Source organism: Bacillus sp. FAU18 (assembly GCF_056033885.1).
In genome coordinates this window covers 675,711-693,382 of sequence record NZ_JBVYHZ010000004.1, presented here as the reverse complement: position 1 = coordinate 693,382, position 17,672 = coordinate 675,711, and the positions used below count along the sequence as shown (strand labels likewise).

Sequence of the window (17,672 nt, the reverse complement as noted above, 5' to 3'; positions counted from 1 at the left end):
AGGGTATACTACGAGGAGACTGTTTTATAGAAAATGGAACCATGCCGTTTATTGTACAAGGATGAAAAAGTTGTATTATAATGGTTCATACTAAAGTCACGGAGGTGTCAGTCACATGGCAGAAGAATTAAAACGCAGCATCCCGCTCCTCCCTTTAAGAGGTTTATTAGTGTACCCGACGATGGTTTTGCATTTAGATGTAGGACGTGACAAGTCGGTTCAGGCTCTTGAACAGGCAATGATGCATGATCATATGATATTTTTAGCCACTCAGCAGGATATTTCGATAGACGAACCTGGTGAAGACGAGATTTTCACTGTCGGCACCTATACAAAAATTAAGCAAATGCTGAAGCTTCCGAACGGTACGATTCGTGTGTTGGTGGAGGGCCTCAAGCGCGCCCATATCGTCAAATACAATGAACACGAGGATTACACGTCGGTAGACATTCAACTTATTCATGAAGATGATTCAAAAGATACAGAAGACGAAGCATTGATGCGGACTTTGCTAGACCACTTTGATCAGTACATAAAAATTTCTAAAAAAATCTCGGCCGAAACGTACGCCGCGGTTACTGATATCGAAGAGCCGGGGAGAATGGCAGACATCGTTGCTTCTCATCTGCCCCTTAAACTAAAGGATAAGCAGGATATTTTAGAAACGGCTGATGTCAAAGACAGGCTGAACAAGGTCATTGATTTTATTAATAATGAAAAAGAAGTGCTGGAGATTGAGAAAAAAATCGGCCAGCGTGTCAAACGTTCGATGGAGCGTACGCAGAAGGAATACTACTTGCGTGAACAAATGAAGGCGATCCAAAAAGAGCTTGGCGATAAAGAAGGCAAAACTGGCGAAGTTCAGACACTGACGGAAAAAATCGAAGAAGCAGGCATGCCTGAGCATGTGAAGGAAACAGCGCTTAAAGAATTGAACAGATATGAAAAAATTCCGTCAAGTTCTGCGGAAAGCTCCGTGATCCGCAACTATATCGACTGGCTGGTTGCTCTTCCATGGACGGATGAAACAGATGATAAGCTTGATTTGAAAGAAGCAGGACGTCTCTTGGACGAAGAGCACCACGGGCTTGAAAAAGTAAAAGAACGTATTTTAGAATATTTGGCTGTCCAGAAGCTGACCAAATCCCTGAAAGGCCCGATTCTCTGTTTGGCAGGACCTCCGGGTGTCGGAAAAACGTCTTTAGCCAAATCAATTGCAAAAAGCTTGGGACGCAAATTCGTCAGAATCTCACTCGGAGGAGTACGGGACGAATCAGAGATACGCGGACACAGACGGACCTATGTCGGAGCAATGCCTGGACGTATTATTCAAGGGATGAAAAAAGCGGGCAAGCTGAATCCGGTCTTCTTATTAGACGAAATTGACAAAATGTCATCTGATTTTAGAGGAGACCCATCATCCGCTATGCTTGAAGTGCTTGATCCAGAGCAAAACAGCAGCTTCAGTGATCACTATATTGAAGAAACCTTTGATTTATCCAAAGTGCTGTTTATCGCAACGGCGAACAATTTGGCCACAATCCCGGGCCCGCTCAGAGACAGAATGGAAATTATTAATATCGCAGGCTACACAGAAATAGAAAAACTTGAAATCGTAAAGGATCACTTGCTCCCAAAGCAAATCAAAGAACACGGGCTGAAGAAAAGCAACCTGCAGCTGCGTGATCAGGCGATTCTTGATATTATCCGCTACTATACGAGAGAAGCTGGTGTGAGAAGCCTTGAACGCCAGCTTGCCGCGATTTGCCGTAAAGCTGCAAAAGCCATTGTTGCTGAAGAGCGAAAACGGATTACGGTTACTGAGAAGAACCTTCAAGACTTTATCGGAAAACGTATTTTCAGATATGGACAAGCTGAAACAGAGGATCAGGTTGGTGTAGTGACAGGGCTTGCTTATACAACCGTTGGCGGAGATACGCTGTCGATTGAAGTATCGCTTTCTCCGGGGAAAGGGAAATTAATCCTGACAGGAAAGCTCGGAGATGTTATGAGAGAGTCAGCTCAGGCTGCATTCAGCTATGTGCGATCCAAAACAGAAGAACTTGGCATTGAACCTGACTTTCATGAGAAGTATGATATTCATATACATGTACCAGAGGGTGCGGTGCCAAAAGATGGTCCGTCAGCCGGTATTACGATGGCAACAGCGCTTGTTTCTGCTTTAACGGGACGGGCGGTTTCGCGTGAAGTCGGCATGACTGGGGAAATCACGCTTCGCGGGCGCGTGCTGCCGATCGGCGGCTTGAAGGAAAAAGCGCTTGGCGCACATAGAGCGGGATTAACGACCATTATTGCGCCTAAAGATAATGAAAAAGATATAGAGGATATTCCGGAAAGCGTCAGGGAGGGGCTGACATTTATATTGGCGTCCCACTTAGACGAGGTTTTGGAACATGCCTTAGTAGGAGAGAAGAAATGAAAGTCACAAAGTCAGAAATCGTGATCAGTGCAGTAAAACCGGAACAGTACCCTGAAGGGGGGCTTCCGGAAATCGCATTGGCCGGAAGATCGAACGTAGGAAAATCGTCTTTTATCAATTCATTAATCAATCGCAAAAATCTTGCGAGAACGTCATCAAAGCCAGGAAAAACACAAACGCTTAATTTCTATATTATCAATGATGAGCTGCATTTTGTGGATGTGCCGGGCTACGGTTTTGCCAAAGTGTCAAAGTCTGAGCGTGAAGCATGGGGCAGAATGATTGAAACCTACATCACGACACGCGAGGAATTAAAAGCTGTGGTGCAGATCGTTGATTTGCGGCATGCGCCATCTAATGATGATGTACAGATGTATGAATTCTTAAAGTATTACGGCATTCCTGTTATTGTTATCGCTACAAAGGCGGATAAAATCCCGAAAGGCAAATGGGACAAACATGCGAAGGTTGTCCGACAAACATTAAATATTGATCCGGAAGACGAGCTGATTCTCTTTTCCTCAGAAACGAAAAAGGGAAAAGACGAAGCTTGGGGAGCGATCAAAAAAATGATAAACCGGTAGAGAATCCTCTACCGGTTTTATTTATCGTATAGATTTTTTTCGTTTTATCAATAATAACAATAAACTAATTCCAATAAAGACAAACGGCCAATACTCCTTCAGAAGCGCTGTTGGAATATGCGCAGACTCAAGCCATGCCATAATTTGTTTAAAAAAGTACAAAAACAGGGAAAAACAAATCATCGACACAGCTTCATATACATATTCTTTTTTTTGAACGGCTGAAACGAGAAGTGAGAAGCCGATCATAAAGAGGAGCATTTCAAAATCATCCGGCCACCATACCCATTTCGGCTTGGCAAAAAAGTGTAAACCGATCCCGAAGAGAAGTAAACCGATGAAGAAATGGGGTGTAACGGCTTCTTTTTTTCCTTGATATACAAAGGCTGCGCCTAACAGCATGAGGAGAACAGGCCATTGATCCTGCCCTGAAAACAGTTCGGCTTGGCCGCTTTCTAGCCATGCATATACAGAAGCGGCAAGCAGCAGACAAGGGAATAAAATTGATTTTTGTTTCATGCATATCACCTTCTTGTTTTTTAGAGCTGATGTGTAGTAAATTTCTGCTGTTTTTGGTATTGTCAATAGGAATGCTTCTTTTCCCTGAAGCTTTTTCTAATATAGCATAAGAATTTTAAAATCTGTTCACATTTTGTGAAAGAAACTATGTTATAATTATTATAAATAATGAGTTCTATGTTAGAATGATTATAAATTAAGATTCGGTGTTGGGGGTGTAATTAGAGCGATGCATATACTTGTTGTGGGAGTAGATTATAAATCCGCCCCTATTGAGATACGTGAAAAAGTAAGTTTTCAGCCGAATGAGCTGGCAGAAGCAATGGTGCAGCTGAAAGAAGAGAAAAGCATTCTTGAAAACATCATTGTCTCAACCTGCAACCGCACTGAAATTTATGCGGTAGTCGACCAGCTTCATACCGGCCGTTATTATATAAAAAAGTTTTTAGCTGATTGGTTTCAATTAAGCAAAGAAGAGCTGTCACCGTTCTTAACGTTTTATGAGAGCGATGCCGCTGTTGAGCATTTATTCCGTGTAGCCTGCGGACTTGACTCTATGGTGATTGGCGAAACGCAGATTCTCGGACAGGTACGCGACAGCTTTAAAACAGCTCAGCAAGAAAAAACGATCGGGACTATTTTTAATGAGCTGTTTAAGCAGGCGGTTACAGTGGGCAAACGGACTCACGCCGAAACAGACATTGGCTCAAATGCGGTGTCAGTAAGCTATGCTGCAGTTGAACTTGCTAAAAAAATCTTCGGGAATCTTTCAAGCAAGCACATATTGATTCTCGGTGCGGGAAAAATGGGCGAGCTTGCTGCGGAAAACCTGCACGGACAGGGAATCGGCAAGGTCACTGTCATTAACCGAACATACTTGAAAGCGAAGGAGCTTGCAGACCGTTTCTCAGGTGAAGCGAGAAGCTTGAATCAGCTTGAAAGCGCGCTTGCGGAGGCTGATATTTTAATCAGTTCAACCGGTGCAAGTGAATTTGTCGTGTCCAAAGAGATGATGGAAAACGCGAATAAGCTTCGCAAGGGACGTCCGCTGTTTATGGTGGACATTGCCGTGCCTAGAGATCTTGATCCGGCGCTGAATGATCTTGAAGGTGTTTTTCTTTATGATATCGACGATCTGGAAGGCATTGTAGAAGCGAACATGAAAGAACGGAGAGAAACAGCTGAAAAAGTTGAACTGTTAATTGAAGAAACCATTGTGGAATTTAAACAATGGATGAATACACTTGGTGTTGTGCCGGTTATTTCTGCATTGCGCGAAAAGGCGCTTGCCATCCAGTCAGAAACGATGGACAGCATCGAGCGTAAGCTGCCTCACTTAAGCACAAGAGAGAAAAAACTGTTGAACAAACACACCAAAAGTATTATTAACCAAATGCTTCGTGATCCGATTTTAAAGGTGAAAGAGCTTGCGGCAGATGCTGATTCTGAAGAAAAGCTCGCGTTGTTTATGCAGATTTTTGATATTGAAGAAGCTGCGGGCCGTCAAATGATGAAAACCGTTGAAAGCAGCCAGAAGGTCCACTCTTTTAAGAAGGCTGAATCAAAAGCGGGCTTTAGCCCACTTGTAAGTGAGTGAAAGCTGAATGATTGATACTGCAATGGCAAGACTTAATGAGGGGACAATCGTCATTTACGCGTTAAGTGTACTCTTTTATTTTATAGATTTTCTTCAACACAACCGGAAGGCTGGAAAAATGGCCTTCTGGTTGCTTTCTATTGTCTGGACTCTGCAAACCGTGTATTTAGCCTATTTTATGTGGGTGACGGGGCGGTTTCCCGTATTAAATGTGACGGAGGCGCTTTATTTTTATGCCTGGGTGCTTGTCACGCTGTCACTTGTACTGACAAAGCTTTTACGTGTTGACTTTATCGTGTTTTTTACAAATGTTATAGGATTTTCTATGATCGCCATTCACACATTTTCACCGACAGAGCAGCAGTCAGCTGCTTTTTCCGGGCAGCTTGTATCCGAGCTTTTGGTGATCCATATTACAATGGCGATTCTTTCATACGGCGCTTTTTCCCTTTCTTTCGTTTTTTCTGTGCTATATATGTTTCAATATCATCTGCTGAAAAAGAAAAAGTGGGGAAAATGGCTGTTGAGAATAGAAGATTTATCTAAGCTTGATTATATGGCGTATGTTTTAAATGTCATTGGGGTTCCGATGCTGCTGCTGAGTTTGATTCTCGGCGTCATTTGGGCATATGTCTCACTAGAAACGCTGTATTGGTTTGACGCCAAAGTGCTTGGTTCGTTTGTCGTCCTGCTGCTGTACAGCTATTATCTTTATATCAGGCTGATTAAAGAGCTGCAAGGAAAGGTCGCTGCACTGTGGAATACGGCTTGTTTTCTGGTGCTGATGATCAATTATTTCCTGCTTGGAAGCCTGTCGCAATTCCATTGGTTCAGTTAAACGATGTCCCAAGCAGATTCGGGAGGAAAGAAATGATGAGAACGATTAAAGTAGGTTCCAGACGAAGCAAACTCGCTATGACTCAAACAAAATGGGTTATTCAAAAACTGAAGGAAATCAATCCTTTGTTTGCTTTTGAAATTAAAGAGATCGTGACAAAGGGCGACCGGATTGTCGATGTTACACTCTCAAAAGTGGGTGGAAAAGGGCTGTTTGTCAAAGAAATTGAACAGGCGCTTTTAAACGAAGAGATTGATATGGCAGTGCACAGCATGAAGGACATGCCTGCTGTTTTGCCTGAAGGCCTTGTGATCGGCTGTATTCCTGAACGGGAAGATCCTCGTGATGCCCTTATTTCAAAGAATCGCGTAAAGCTTTCAGAAATGAAGGAAGGTGCTGTCATTGGCACAAGCAGTTTAAGAAGAAGCGCGCAGCTTTTGATTGAGCGCCCTGACCTTACAATTAAATGGATTAGAGGTAATATAGATACAAGACTTCAAAAGCTGGAAACAGAGGATTATGACGCGATTATTTTAGCGGCAGCCGGCCTTTCTAGAATGGGGTGGAAGCAAGATGTCGTAACCGAATTCCTTGAGCCTGAGCGCTGTTTGCCTGCTGTGGGGCAGGGAGCACTGGCGATTGAGTGCCGAGAATCGGATGAAGAGCTGTTGGCGTTGTTTTCTCAGTTTACAGATGAATATACAAAACGGACTGTCTTAGCGGAACGTGCTTTTTTAAACGCGATGGAGGGCGGCTGCCAGGTTCCGATCGCAGGCTACTCCGTGTTAAATGGACAGGATGAAATTGAAATGACAGGTCTTGTCGCTTCACCTGACGGCAAAATCATTTTTAAAGAAACCGTCACCGGAAACGATCCGGAGGAAGTAGGAAAGCGCTGTGCCGCTCTTATGGCTGACAAAGGAGCAAAAGATTTAATTGATCGTGTAAAACGGGAGCTTGATGAGGATGGAAAATGATTTTCCGTTGAAAGGAAAAACAGTGCTTGTCACCCGGAATAAGGCACAGGCAGCATCATTTCAGCAAAAAGTGGAGGCGCTTGGCGGTAAAGCGGTTTTAACCTCTTTGATTACGTTTCGCCGCGCTTTGCCGAATGATGTTGCGGAACAGGTAAGAGAGGATCTTGCCGCGCCAGGCTGGCTTGTTTTTACAAGTGTGAACGGGGCAGACTTCTTTTTTTCTTATCTGAAGGAAAATCAGCTTATTCTCCCTGCGCATAAAAAAATTGCAGCCGTCGGTGAAAAAACCGCCCGCCGTTTAAAAACGCATAACGTATCGGTTGATGTGATGCCACAGGAGTATATTGCTGAACAATTGGCTGACGCTCTTAAGCAGCATGCTGAACCGGGGGAGCCCATTACCGTGATGAAAGGGAATTTGTCACGTGATGTGATAAAACAAGAGCTTGTCCCGCTCGGTTTTGAAGTAAAGGAATGGGTTCTCTACGAAACGATTCCGGATGAAGAAGGCATTGAGGCACTGAAAGACGCTGCGGGTCAATATTCCTTTGACTATGTAACATTTACGAGTTCATCAACCGTACATACGTTTATGCATGTCTTGGGAGAAGAATTAAAAAAGTGGAAGGCGAATGGGACGGCCTGTATCAGCATTGGGCCTTTAACAAGTGATGCCCTTCTGACGTACGGCATCACATCGCATACGCCTGATACATTTACAATAGATGGCATGCTTGAGTTAATGTGCAGCATGTCAAGAGAGGAAGAGAGAATATGAGTCAATCATTTAATAGACACCGCCGCCTGCGGACATCAAAAGCAATGAGAGAAATGGTAAAGGAAACACGTTTGCATCCATCAGATTTTATTTATCCGATTTTTGTCGTTGAAGGTCTGGAAGGCAAAAAAGCTGTTCCGTCAATGCCTGATGTTTACCATGTATCATTAGATTTATTGAAGGATGAAGTAGCGGAGCTGGTCAAACTGGGCATTCAATCTGTTATCGTGTTCGGCATCCCGGAAGAAAAAGATGATTGCGGAACACAAGCGTACCATGATCACGGAATTGTCCAAAAAGCCATCACAGAAATTAAAGAACACTTCCCTGAAATGGTTGTTGTCGCTGACACGTGCCTGTGCGAATATACAGACCACGGCCATTGCGGACTTGTCAAAGACGGGGTCATCCTCAATGATGAATCGCTGGAGCTTTTGGCGCAGACAGCTGTCAGCCAAGCGAAAGCAGGTGCGGATATCATTGCGCCATCAAACATGATGGACGGATTTGTTACAGTGATCAGAGAAGCACTTGATAAAGAAGGATTCGTCAATATTCCCATCATGTCTTACGCTGTGAAATATTCTAGCGAGTTTTACGGTCCGTTCCGTGATGCAGCAAACAGCACACCGCAATTCGGAGACCGCAAAACATATCAGATGGACCCTGCCAACCGTATGGAGGCACTCCGCGAAGCACAATCAGATGTCGAGGAAGGCGCGGACTTTTTGATTGTCAAACCTTCGCTTTCTTATATGGATATCATGCGTGACGTAAAAAATGAGTTTACTTTGCCGCTCGTCGCTTATAATGTAAGCGGAGAGTATTCAATGGTGAAGGCTGCAGCGCAGAACGGCTGGATCAAAGAAAAAGAAATTGTGTTGGAAATTTTGACAAGCATGAAGCGCGCGGGTGCCGACCTGATTATTACGTATCATGCGAAAGACGCAGCGAAATGGCTTGCGGAGTAATTTTATTCAGTTGACAGGAGTTGAGGCAGATGAGAAGCTATGAAAAATCAAAAACGGCTTTTAAAGAAGCGCAAAAACTCATGCCGGGCGGTGTGAACAGTCCCGTTCGCGCATTTAAATCGGTAGACATGGACCCGATTTTTATGGAACGCGGAAAAGGCTCGAAAATCTTTGATATTGACGGGAATGAATATATTGACTACGTCTTGTCATGGGGGCCTTTAATTTTAGGGCATACAAATGACCGTGTCGTAGAAAGTCTCAAAAAAGTGGCTGAATACGGGACAAGCTTCGGTGCTCCGACTGAAGTGGAAAATGAACTGGCTAAGCTCGTCATTGATCGTGTGCCATCTGTAGAAATTGTACGAATGGTAAGCTCCGGAACAGAGGCTACAATGAGTGCCCTCCGTTTGGCAAGGGGCTATACAGGGCGCAACAAGATTTTAAAATTTGAGGGCTGCTACCACGGGCACGGCGATTCTCTCTTGATTAAAGCTGGTTCAGGTGTTGCCACTCTCGGTCTGCCTGACAGCCCGGGGGTGCCTGAAGGCATTGCGAAAAACACCATCACCGTTCCGTACAATGATTTAGAAAGTGTAAAGCTTGCTTTCCAGCAATTCGGTGAAGACATTGCGGGAGTCATTGTAGAGCCAGTTGCCGGAAATATGGGTGTTGTTCCGCCGCAAGAAGGTTTCCTGCAGGGTCTGCGTGATATCACTGAGCAGTACGGCTCCCTGCTGATTTTTGATGAAGTGATGACAGGCTTCCGGGTCGATTATAACTGCGCTCAAGGCTACTTCGGCGTAACGCCTGATCTGACTTGTTTAGGAAAAGTAATTGGGGGCGGACTTCCTGTCGGGGCCTATGGCGGAAAGGCAGAAATCATGGAGCAGATCGCTCCAAGCGGTCCGATCTATCAAGCTGGTACATTGTCAGGCAACCCGCTTGCAATGACGGCTGGCTTAGAGACATTGAAACAGCTGACACCTGATTCCTACAAGAATTTCATCAAAAAAGGCGACAGACTGGAAGAAGGAATTTCAAAAGCCGCCGAGGCTCATGGCATTCCGCATACCTTTAACCGTGCAGGTTCGATGATCGGTTTCTTCTTTACAAACGAACCAGTCATCAATTATGAAACAGCGAAATCATCTGATTTGAAGCTGTTCGCAAGCTATTATAAGGGGATGGCAAATGAAGGGGTATTCCTTCCGCCATCACAATTCGAAGGTCTTTTCCTCTCAACGGCCCATACTGATGAAGATATTGAAAACACAATCCAGGCAGCTGAGAAAGTATTTGCTGAGATCAGCCGCAGATAAGAGTGAAAACCGGTATCAAGGACTCCTTGTGCCGGTTTTTTCGTGCTCTCCCACTCATATTTTCTCCAGTTCATACATACACCTTTAGTGACATCTAATTTTAAGGATTAGATGAAAGGAGGATATGAACTTGCCGCAAAATCATCGATTGCAATTTTCTGTAGAAGAATCGATCTGTTTCCAAAAAGGACAGGAAGTTTCTGAACTGCTTTCTATTTCATTAGATCCTGATATTAGGGTTCAGGAAGTAAATGATTATGTATCAATCATAGGATCGCTTGAACTTACAGGTGAGTACAACATAGATCAAAACAAACATACCGAAGAGATTTATACAGATAAGCGGTTTGTTGAACAAGTCAGAAAGAGAGAGGATGGAAGTGCGGAACTGACTCACTGTTTTCCTGTGGATATTACCATTCCGAAAAATAAAGTGAGCCATTTACAGGATGTCTTCGTCTTTATTGACGCATTTGACTATCAATTGACGGATTCGCGCATTTTAACAATTCAAGCTGATTTAGCGATCGAAGGGCTTTTGGATGATACGCAAGACAAAGAGCAGGAGATACCTTTATATGAAGCTCCTGCGGCATTCAGGGAGGAAGAGCTTTCAGAGCCGCCGGCACATAGTGTAGTAGAAGAACCGGGTGCATCATCGGCAGAGGAAGCAGTTATTCAGCATGAACCGCCAGCCGAACCGCCAGAACTTTTTATCTCGAAAGCGGGGCTCCGTGAAGAACTGGAGACAGAAAAAGCAGAATCTGAGCCGCCTGAATCGGTTGCTTCAGAACCAGAGGCCAGAGAAGATGTGAAAGAGGAAGACGAGTCAGAAGAGCTTGCTGTGCCGGAAACGGAGGTTCGTGCTGAATCGGAAACAGAAGAATCTGAGCCAGAACCTGATCCTTCAGAAATAGAGATTCAAGAGATCGTTAAAGCAAAAAAAGAAACGGCAGAGCCGGCATCTGCAATAGCGGATGTTCGTGAAGAAGCAGACGCTCCAGCGGAGACTGAGCTTCGTGAACACGCTGGAGCAGAAGAATCGCCTGCTTTGGAAGCTGAGCTTCATTCAGAGACTGTGATTGCTGAGGAAAAAACGGAAACAACAGTGTCTCCCAATCATGAATATGCGCTGCGCCAAGAGGCTCAAAATGAAGAAGCAGCTCAATCGGATCAGGCTGATCCTGCGCTTTGCCAAGAAGAGGCGGAACCGGATGAAGCTTTGGAGATTGTATCAGAGGCCGCTCTCTCCATAGAAGATAGCAGAGAAACAGCTTCAGCTGTATATGTGGAGAATGACAAAGCCGATTTACATTTCCATTTCAACCAAAAAACAAGCTCGGAGGAGGCATCTCAAGAAGAATTGCCTGAACCGGCATACCGTACCTTCCCGCCTGAACAAGAAGAGGAGGATTCTTTTTATTCAGCGCCTAAGCTGCTGGAGGAGGAAGAACAAGAGGAAGAGAGCTTCGAAATTGAAGTGAGAAAAACACCATCAGCTGAAGAGCCTAAGGAAGAAACACCTTTTCAATCCTTCCAGCTGCCTGAATCTTCTGAGACTGAAAGGAAGGAAACGGATGCTGTTCCTAGGGTTGCTCCTGCTGCTGAAACGAAGGAACCTCAAACAAAGGAAAGTGATAATTCTCTTTATTTAACAAAACTCTTTACAAAAGAAGCGGATGAGTTTTCGAGAATGAAAATTTGTATTGTGCAGCAGGAAGATACGATCGAGCGTTTATGCGAACGGTATGAAATTACATCTCAGCAGCTGATCAGGATGAATTCTTTAGCCTTGGATGATGAATTAAAAGCAGGACAGATTCTCTATATTCCTCAATATAAAAATAGCCATGCGTAAACCGTAAGTGATCGGAAAATGTGGTGAATGAAATGGAAGATACCCAATCGGTTCTTCAGGAATACGGACTGACTGCTCAATTTATTGAGCCTGTCAGTCCTCTTGTTTGGAAAGTGTATACAGACTACGGCATATTTGCCCTGAAAAAATTGAAAGAGGGGCGCGGCAAGCATTTTACAGATCATATGGTGGCGATTGAGGAAAAAGGCTTTCGTTCATTCGTTCCCGTTTACAGAACAAATAGCGGTGAGTTTTTCTCAGCAGGCATACAATACGGAGATACCTACTATTTAATGCCTTGGCTCCAATTTGACCAAGAGGAAGAGCGGGATCAGAAGCATGCTTATTTATTTAGAGAAACAGCCCGTCTTCACGAGAGAACTGCACAGGAACTAAAGGTTAGACGTGATGAGATTGAACGTTATTACGGGCAAACGAAAAAAAAGTGGGAACAAGATAAAATTTTCTATGAGCAGTTTGTGGATAGAGCGGAGAAGGAATGGTACCTTTCTCCTTTTGAACTCCAGGCCATAACCTATTTTTCAGAAACCATTTCCGCGGTGAATTTTGCGCTGGAACGGTTGGAGGACTGGTATGAGTCTGCAAAGGAAAAGGACGTTTCACGGGTTGTAATGAACCACGGCAGCCTGTCTATACACCATTTTCTGTATAATGATGCTGGGACCGGATATTTTACAAACTTCGAAAGAGCATCTGTCGGTCCGCCGCAAAACGACCTGCTCGGCTTTTATACAAAAATGTTCAGAGGCTTTCCGAAAGCTTGTCCGGAATGCGTCGAATGGTTTTATGGATATACGAAATCATTCCCTTTGCGTGAAGCGGAAGTCAGCCTTTTTCTCAGCTATATGGCATATCCGGCAGCCATGTACAAGGTGCTGAACGGTTATCAAACTGGGAAAAGACAGCATGAAAAAGAGGAATGTACACAATTATTAAAGGCTTATTGGCAAATGAAAAACATAGAGCCGTTTGTGATGAAAATTCATCAGATTGAACAAGAGAAAAAATTTCAGGCTGAAAACGAGTCCACGTCTTAATGGCGCGGACTTGTTTGTTTATATCCATTCTAAATGAAGGGCGCAAGCTAAAAAGATTAGGATTGCGAGCAGCAAAACATCAAAGGTTGTCGGAAAGAAAATGGTTCTGATTCCTTGAAAAATCGTAATGGGAATAATCACTTGTGCGGATACAAGCCGAAGTTGCCTTACCCATGGCGGCAGCGAATAAGAGCTGAAACGTTTCTTCACGGTGCATCCTCCTCTACGCATTTACAAGCATCATATGTAAACTTGGGCAATAGGTGCCTGCCCATCTGTATAGAAAGCGGTGTTTTTGGAAAAGATGATTGACGAATCAAAAACACTTTTACTATAATAAAGAACATAAATAATGTATACAATGAGCTGATAAATACACCTGCTTAGAACGGGAAGAGTACAAAAAAGGCGCATGCAGAGAGAGAAGCCGTTTGCTGAAAGGCTTCTTATGTTGTCTGATTGGAAGGTCGCCCGGGAGCATAATTTCTTGAAAGAAGAGTAGAGAAATTCGGGAAACACCCGTTATCCGTTATAAGTGCATGAACTGATAGAGTTCATGAAAAAAGGTGGTACCGCGAAAGAGCTTTTCGTCCTTTTACAGGGATGAAGAGCTCTTTTTTCGTTCTCAGCCATTTTTAAACATGCTGGAGGGTTATGATGGAAACGAATGAACAAACAATGCCGACGAAATATGATCCGGCAGCGGTTGAAAAAGACCGATATGATTTTTGGCTAAAAGGCAAATTTTTTGAAGCGGGCAGTGACCAGACAAAAGAGCCATACTCTGTTGTCATCCCGCCGCCAAACGTAACAGGAAGACTTCACCTTGGCCACGCATGGGACACAACGCTGCAAGACATTGTAACAAGAATGAAACGCATGCAGGGCTATGATGTGCTGTGGCTTCCAGGCATGGACCACGCCGGCATCGCGACACAGGCTAAAGTGGAGGCGAAACTTCGTGAAGAAGGCAAATCCCGCTACGATTTAGGCCGTGAAAAATTCCTCGAAGAAACGTGGAAGTGGAAGGAAGAATATGCTGACTTTATTCGCAGCCAGTGGGCGAAATTAGGTCTTGGCCTAGATTATTCCCGTGAACGTTTTACGCTGGATGAAGGATTGAGCAAAGCGGTAAGAGAAGTATTCGTTAAGCTTTATGAAAAAGGCCTGATCTACAGAGGCGAATATATTATTAACTGGGACCCAGCGACAAAAACAGCCCTATCCGACATTGAGGTGATTTACAAGGATGTTCAAGGCGCGTTCTATCATATGAGCTATCCGCTTGCTGACGGTTCAGGCTCAATTGAAATTGCGACGACACGTCCTGAAACAATGCTCGGTGATACAGCTGTTGCCGTTCACCCTGAAGACGAGCGCTATAAACACCTTATCGGAAAAACGGTGATCCTGCCGATTGTAAATCGTGAAATTCCGATTGTCGGTGATGACTATGTTGATATGGAATTTGGTTCAGGTGCCGTGAAAATTACGCCTGCTCATGATCCGAACGACTTCGAGCTTGGCAACCGCCACAATTTAGAACGCATTCTTGTCATGAATGAAGATGGCACGATGAATGAAAATGCTCTGCAATATCAAGGTATGGATCGTTTTGAATGCCGCAAAAAGCTCGTGAAAGATTTACAGGAGGCGGGAGTTCTCTTCAAGATCGAGGATCATATGCACTCTGTCGGCCATAGTGAACGAAGCGGGGCTGTTGTGGAGCCTTATCTTTCTACACAATGGTTTGTGCGCATGCAGCCGCTTGCTGATGCAGCGATTGAGCTGCAAAAGAAAGAAGAAAAGGTCAACTTTGTGCCTGACCGTTTCGAAAAAACGTATTTACACTGGATGGAAAACATCCGCGACTGGTGTATCTCCCGTCAATTGTGGTGGGGCCATCGTATTCCTGCTTGGTATCATAAAGAAACAGGCGAGCTATATGTCGGGCTTGAAGCGCCGGAAGACAGCGAAAATTGGGAACAGGATACAGACGTACTGGATACATGGTTCAGTTCTGCGCTATGGCCTTTCTCCACAATGGGCTGGCCTGATGTAACGGCTGAAGACTTTAAACGCTACTATCCGACAGATGTTCTCGTGACAGGGTACGATATCATTTTCTTCTGGGTATCACGCATGATTTTCCAAGGCATTGAATTTACAGGCGAGCGCCCGTTCAAAGATGTTTTAATCCACGGCTTAATCCGTGACGAGCAAGGCCGGAAAATGAGTAAATCTCTTGGCAACGGTGTCGACCCGATGGATGTGATTGACAAGTACGGAGCCGATTCTCTGCGTTATTTCCTTGCGACTGGAAGCTCTCCTGGCCAGGATCTGCGCTTCAGCTATGAAAAAGTGGAATCGACCTGGAATTTTGCCAATAAAATTTGGAACGCCTCCCGTTTTGCATTAATGAATATGGATGGCATGACGTACGATGAACTTGATCTGTCAGGCGAAAAGTCAGTCGCTGACAAGTGGATTTTAACGCGATTAAATGAAACGATCGAGCACGTGACCCAGCTTGCTGACCGATATGAATTTGGTGAAGTAGGACGCCATTTATATAACTTTATTTGGGACGATTTCTGTGATTGGTATATTGAAATGGCGAAGCTTCCGCTTTATGGAGAAGACGAAGCGGCTAAGAAAACTACCCGTTCCATCCTTGCTTACGTACTTGATCAAACGATGCGTCTGCTCCATCCGTTTATGCCATTCTTAACGGAGGAAATTTGGCAGCACCTTCCTCACCAAGGGGAATCGATTACAGTAAGTCAATGGCCTGTAGTAGTGCCGGAGCATACCGATACTGAAGCGGCAGCTGACATGAAGCTTCTTGTTGAGCTGATCCGTTCTGTGCGTAATATCCGCAGTGAAGTCAATACGCCAATGAGCAAGCAGGTTGAACTATATATTAAAACAAGCACAGACGAAATAGCGGCCCGCCTCGAAGCGAACCGTTCATATGTTGAACGTTTTACGAATCCGAGCGTGCTTAAAATCGGCACCGATATTGAGGCTGTTGATAAGGCGATGACGGCCGTTGTCTCAGGAGCAGAGGTTATTCTTCCGCTTGAAGGCTTAATCAATATTGATGAAGAAATTGCCCGTCTGCAAAAAGAATTTGATAAACTGACAAAAGAAGTTGAGCGTGTCCAAAAGAAACTTGGAAATGAAGGATTTATGAAAAAAGCGCCTGCACACGTAATTGATGAAGAACGTGAAAAAGAAAAAGATTATGTGGCGAAGCGTGACGCTGTTCAAAAACGAATGGCTGAGCTGAAGGGTTAATGAAAAGCCGGGGCGGTTTCTAGAGAAACCGCCTTGTCTCATAAAAGAGGGGATTATCATTGTTTACTGCATATCAAGATGCGCGCAGCTGGATTCACGGGAGGCTGAAATTCGGGGTGAAGCCCGGACTTGGCCGAATGAAACAGCTGATGGCGCGGTTAGGACATCCTGAAAAAAAAATCCGGGCGTTCCACGTCGCAGGAACAAACGGTAAAGGATCAACTGTCGCTTTTATCCGTTCTATGCTGCAGGAAGCCGGATATACGGTTGGAACATTTACATCGCCTTATATTATTACGTTTAATGAACGGATCAGCGTAAACGGGATACCGATTTCAGATGAGGAATGGACAGCACTTGTCAATCAAATGAAACCGCACGTTGAAGCCCTTGATCAAACGGAATACGGACAGCCGACAGAATTTGAAATTATGACAGCTTGTGCATTTTTATATTTCGCAGAGTTTCATAAGGTCGATTTTGTTATTTTTGAAACAGGTCTGGGCGGTAGATTCGATTCTACTAATGTGGTTGAACCGCTCTTAACTGTGATTACAAGCATCGGACACGATCATATGAACATTTTGGGAAACACCATTGAAGAAATTGCAGGAGAAAAGGCCGGTATTATTAAAGAAGGTATTCCAATCGTTACAGCAGTTACCCAGCCGGAAGCTTTACAGGTCATCCGCCATGAAGCTCAACGGCATGCTGCGCCGTTCCAGTCATTGCATGATGCATGTGTTATTTTCAATGAAGAGGCTCTGCCTGCAGGAGAACAGTTTTCATTCAAAACGGAAGAGAAATGCTATGAAGATATTCGGACATCTCTGATTGGCACCCATCAAAGACAAAATGCTGCTTTGTCCATTTTGGCAGCGGAGTGGCTCAATAAGGAGAATATTGCCCATATCAGTGACGAAGCGTTAAGGAGAGGGCTTGTGAATGCTGCTTGGCCGGGACGGTTAGAGCTTGTTCAGGAGCATCCTCCGGTATATTTAGACGGTGCGCATAACGAAGAAGGTGTCGAAAAGCTGGCGGAAACGATGAAGCAGCGTTTCGCCAATTCACGCATTTCTGTGGTGTTTAGCGCGTTAAAGGACAAACCGTATCAGAACATGATTAAAAGACTGGAAACCATTGCTCATGCGATTCATTTTGCTTCTTTTGATTTCCCGCGTGCTTCTCTTGCAAAAGATCTCTATGATGCAAGTGAAATCAGCAATAAAAGCTGGAGTGAAGATCCAGACGATGTGATCAAATTCATAGAAAGTAAAAAGGGCTCAAATGAAATTGTGCTGATTACCGGATCTCTTTACTTTATTTCTGACATTCGCAAAAGGTTGAAATAAAAGCATCCGGCTCCGGCAGAATCAAAAAAAGATTCTGCCGTTTTTTTTATGTGTAAAATTGAATATCCCCAATTGGAG

Annotated in this window: 14 protein-coding genes and 1 other annotated feature; of the genes, 12 read left to right on the top strand and 2 right to left on the bottom strand. The window is 44.3% G+C overall.

The genetic code is table 11. The features are described from left to right. Positions 1-115 precede the first annotated feature (115 nt). A complete protein-coding gene (gene lon, locus AC0OMU_RS14660; RefSeq protein WP_015384282.1) occupies positions 116-2,440 on the top strand; it encodes an endopeptidase La in 2,325 nt (774 codons plus the stop codon). Continuing rightward, positions 2,437-3,024, top strand: coding sequence for a ribosome biogenesis GTP-binding protein YihA/YsxC (gene yihA, locus AC0OMU_RS14655; RefSeq protein ID WP_003229621.1), 588 nt, complete (start codon positions 2,437-2,439; stop codon positions 3,022-3,024). Before lon ends, yihA begins: the two co-directional genes overlap by 4 nt. Before the next feature lie 21 nt (positions 3,025-3,045). On the opposite strand, the gene AC0OMU_RS14650 is transcribed toward yihA, so the two are convergent. Beyond that, positions 3,046-3,543: a hypothetical protein gene (locus AC0OMU_RS14650; RefSeq protein WP_014477563.1), complete on the bottom strand. Its 498-nt coding sequence runs from the start codon at positions 3,541-3,543 to the stop codon at positions 3,046-3,048. A gap of 229 nt (positions 3,544-3,772) precedes the next feature. Between AC0OMU_RS14650 and hemA the strand changes: the two genes are divergently transcribed. The 8 genes from hemA (at position 3,773) to cotN (ending at position 12,942) form a co-directional block, all read left to right on the top strand. Further along, the gene (gene hemA, locus AC0OMU_RS14645; protein ID WP_004399038.1) at positions 3,773-5,140 is read left to right on the top strand and encodes a glutamyl-tRNA reductase; all 1,368 of its coding nucleotides are present in this window, start codon (positions 3,773-3,775) and stop codon (positions 5,138-5,140) included. A 7-nt stretch (positions 5,141-5,147) separates the two neighbouring features. After that, positions 5,148-5,978 carry a cytochrome c biogenesis protein gene (locus AC0OMU_RS14640; protein ID WP_003222575.1) on the top strand — a complete coding sequence of 277 codons (831 nt, stop codon included), beginning with the start codon at positions 5,148-5,150 and terminating at the stop codon, positions 5,976-5,978. Positions 5,979-6,010: 32 nt separating this feature from the next. After that, on the top strand, positions 6,011-6,955 hold the full coding sequence (gene hemC / locus AC0OMU_RS14635; RefSeq protein ID WP_080030685.1) for a hydroxymethylbilane synthase: 945 nt from the start codon (positions 6,011-6,013) through the stop codon (positions 6,953-6,955). Further along, entirely contained in the window at positions 6,945-7,733 is a 789-nt protein-coding gene (hemD, locus tag AC0OMU_RS14630; RefSeq protein WP_474241259.1) for a uroporphyrinogen-III synthase, read from the top strand. Before hemC ends, hemD begins: the two co-directional genes overlap by 11 nt. Further along, positions 7,730-8,704 (top strand): porphobilinogen synthase, encoded by a 975-nt coding sequence (hemB, locus tag AC0OMU_RS14625; RefSeq protein WP_015483525.1) that lies wholly within the window; start codon positions 7,730-7,732, stop codon positions 8,702-8,704. The genes hemD and hemB overlap by 4 nt, the downstream gene beginning before the upstream one ends. 29 nt (positions 8,705-8,733) lie before the next feature. Then, complete coding sequence (gene hemL / locus AC0OMU_RS14620; protein WP_015384279.1) at positions 8,734-10,026, top strand: glutamate-1-semialdehyde 2,1-aminomutase; 1,293 nt, start codon at positions 8,734-8,736, stop codon at positions 10,024-10,026. 130 nt (positions 10,027-10,156) lie between these two features. Then, a complete protein-coding gene (spoVID, locus tag AC0OMU_RS14615) occupies positions 10,157-11,884 on the top strand; it encodes a spore coat morphogenetic protein SpoVID (protein WP_474241258.1) in 1,728 nt (575 codons plus the stop codon). Positions 11,885-11,916: 32 nt separating this feature from the next. Next, positions 11,917-12,942: a spore coat protein CotN gene (gene cotN, locus AC0OMU_RS14610; protein ID WP_014480462.1), complete on the top strand. Its 1,026-nt coding sequence runs from the start codon at positions 11,917-11,919 to the stop codon at positions 12,940-12,942. Positions 12,943-12,960: 18 nt separating this feature from the next. On the opposite strand, the gene AC0OMU_RS14605 is transcribed toward cotN, so the two are convergent. Then, entirely contained in the window at positions 12,961-13,152 is a 192-nt protein-coding gene (locus AC0OMU_RS14605; protein WP_047182973.1) for a hypothetical protein, read from the bottom strand. Positions 13,153-13,317: 165 nt separating this feature from the next. Next, positions 13,318-13,540: a binding site (T-box leader), on the top strand. Positions 13,541-13,599: 59 nt separating this feature from the next. On the opposite strand from AC0OMU_RS14605, the gene valS reads away from it, so the two are divergent. Next, the gene (gene valS / locus AC0OMU_RS14600) at positions 13,600-16,242 is read left to right on the top strand and encodes a valine--tRNA ligase (protein ID WP_017697542.1); all 2,643 of its coding nucleotides are present in this window, start codon (positions 13,600-13,602) and stop codon (positions 16,240-16,242) included. Between the two features lie 59 nt (positions 16,243-16,301). Next, on the top strand, positions 16,302-17,594 hold the full coding sequence (locus tag AC0OMU_RS14595) for a bifunctional folylpolyglutamate synthase/dihydrofolate synthase (RefSeq protein WP_063335539.1): 1,293 nt from the start codon (positions 16,302-16,304) through the stop codon (positions 17,592-17,594). Positions 17,595-17,672: the final 78 nt, after the last annotated feature.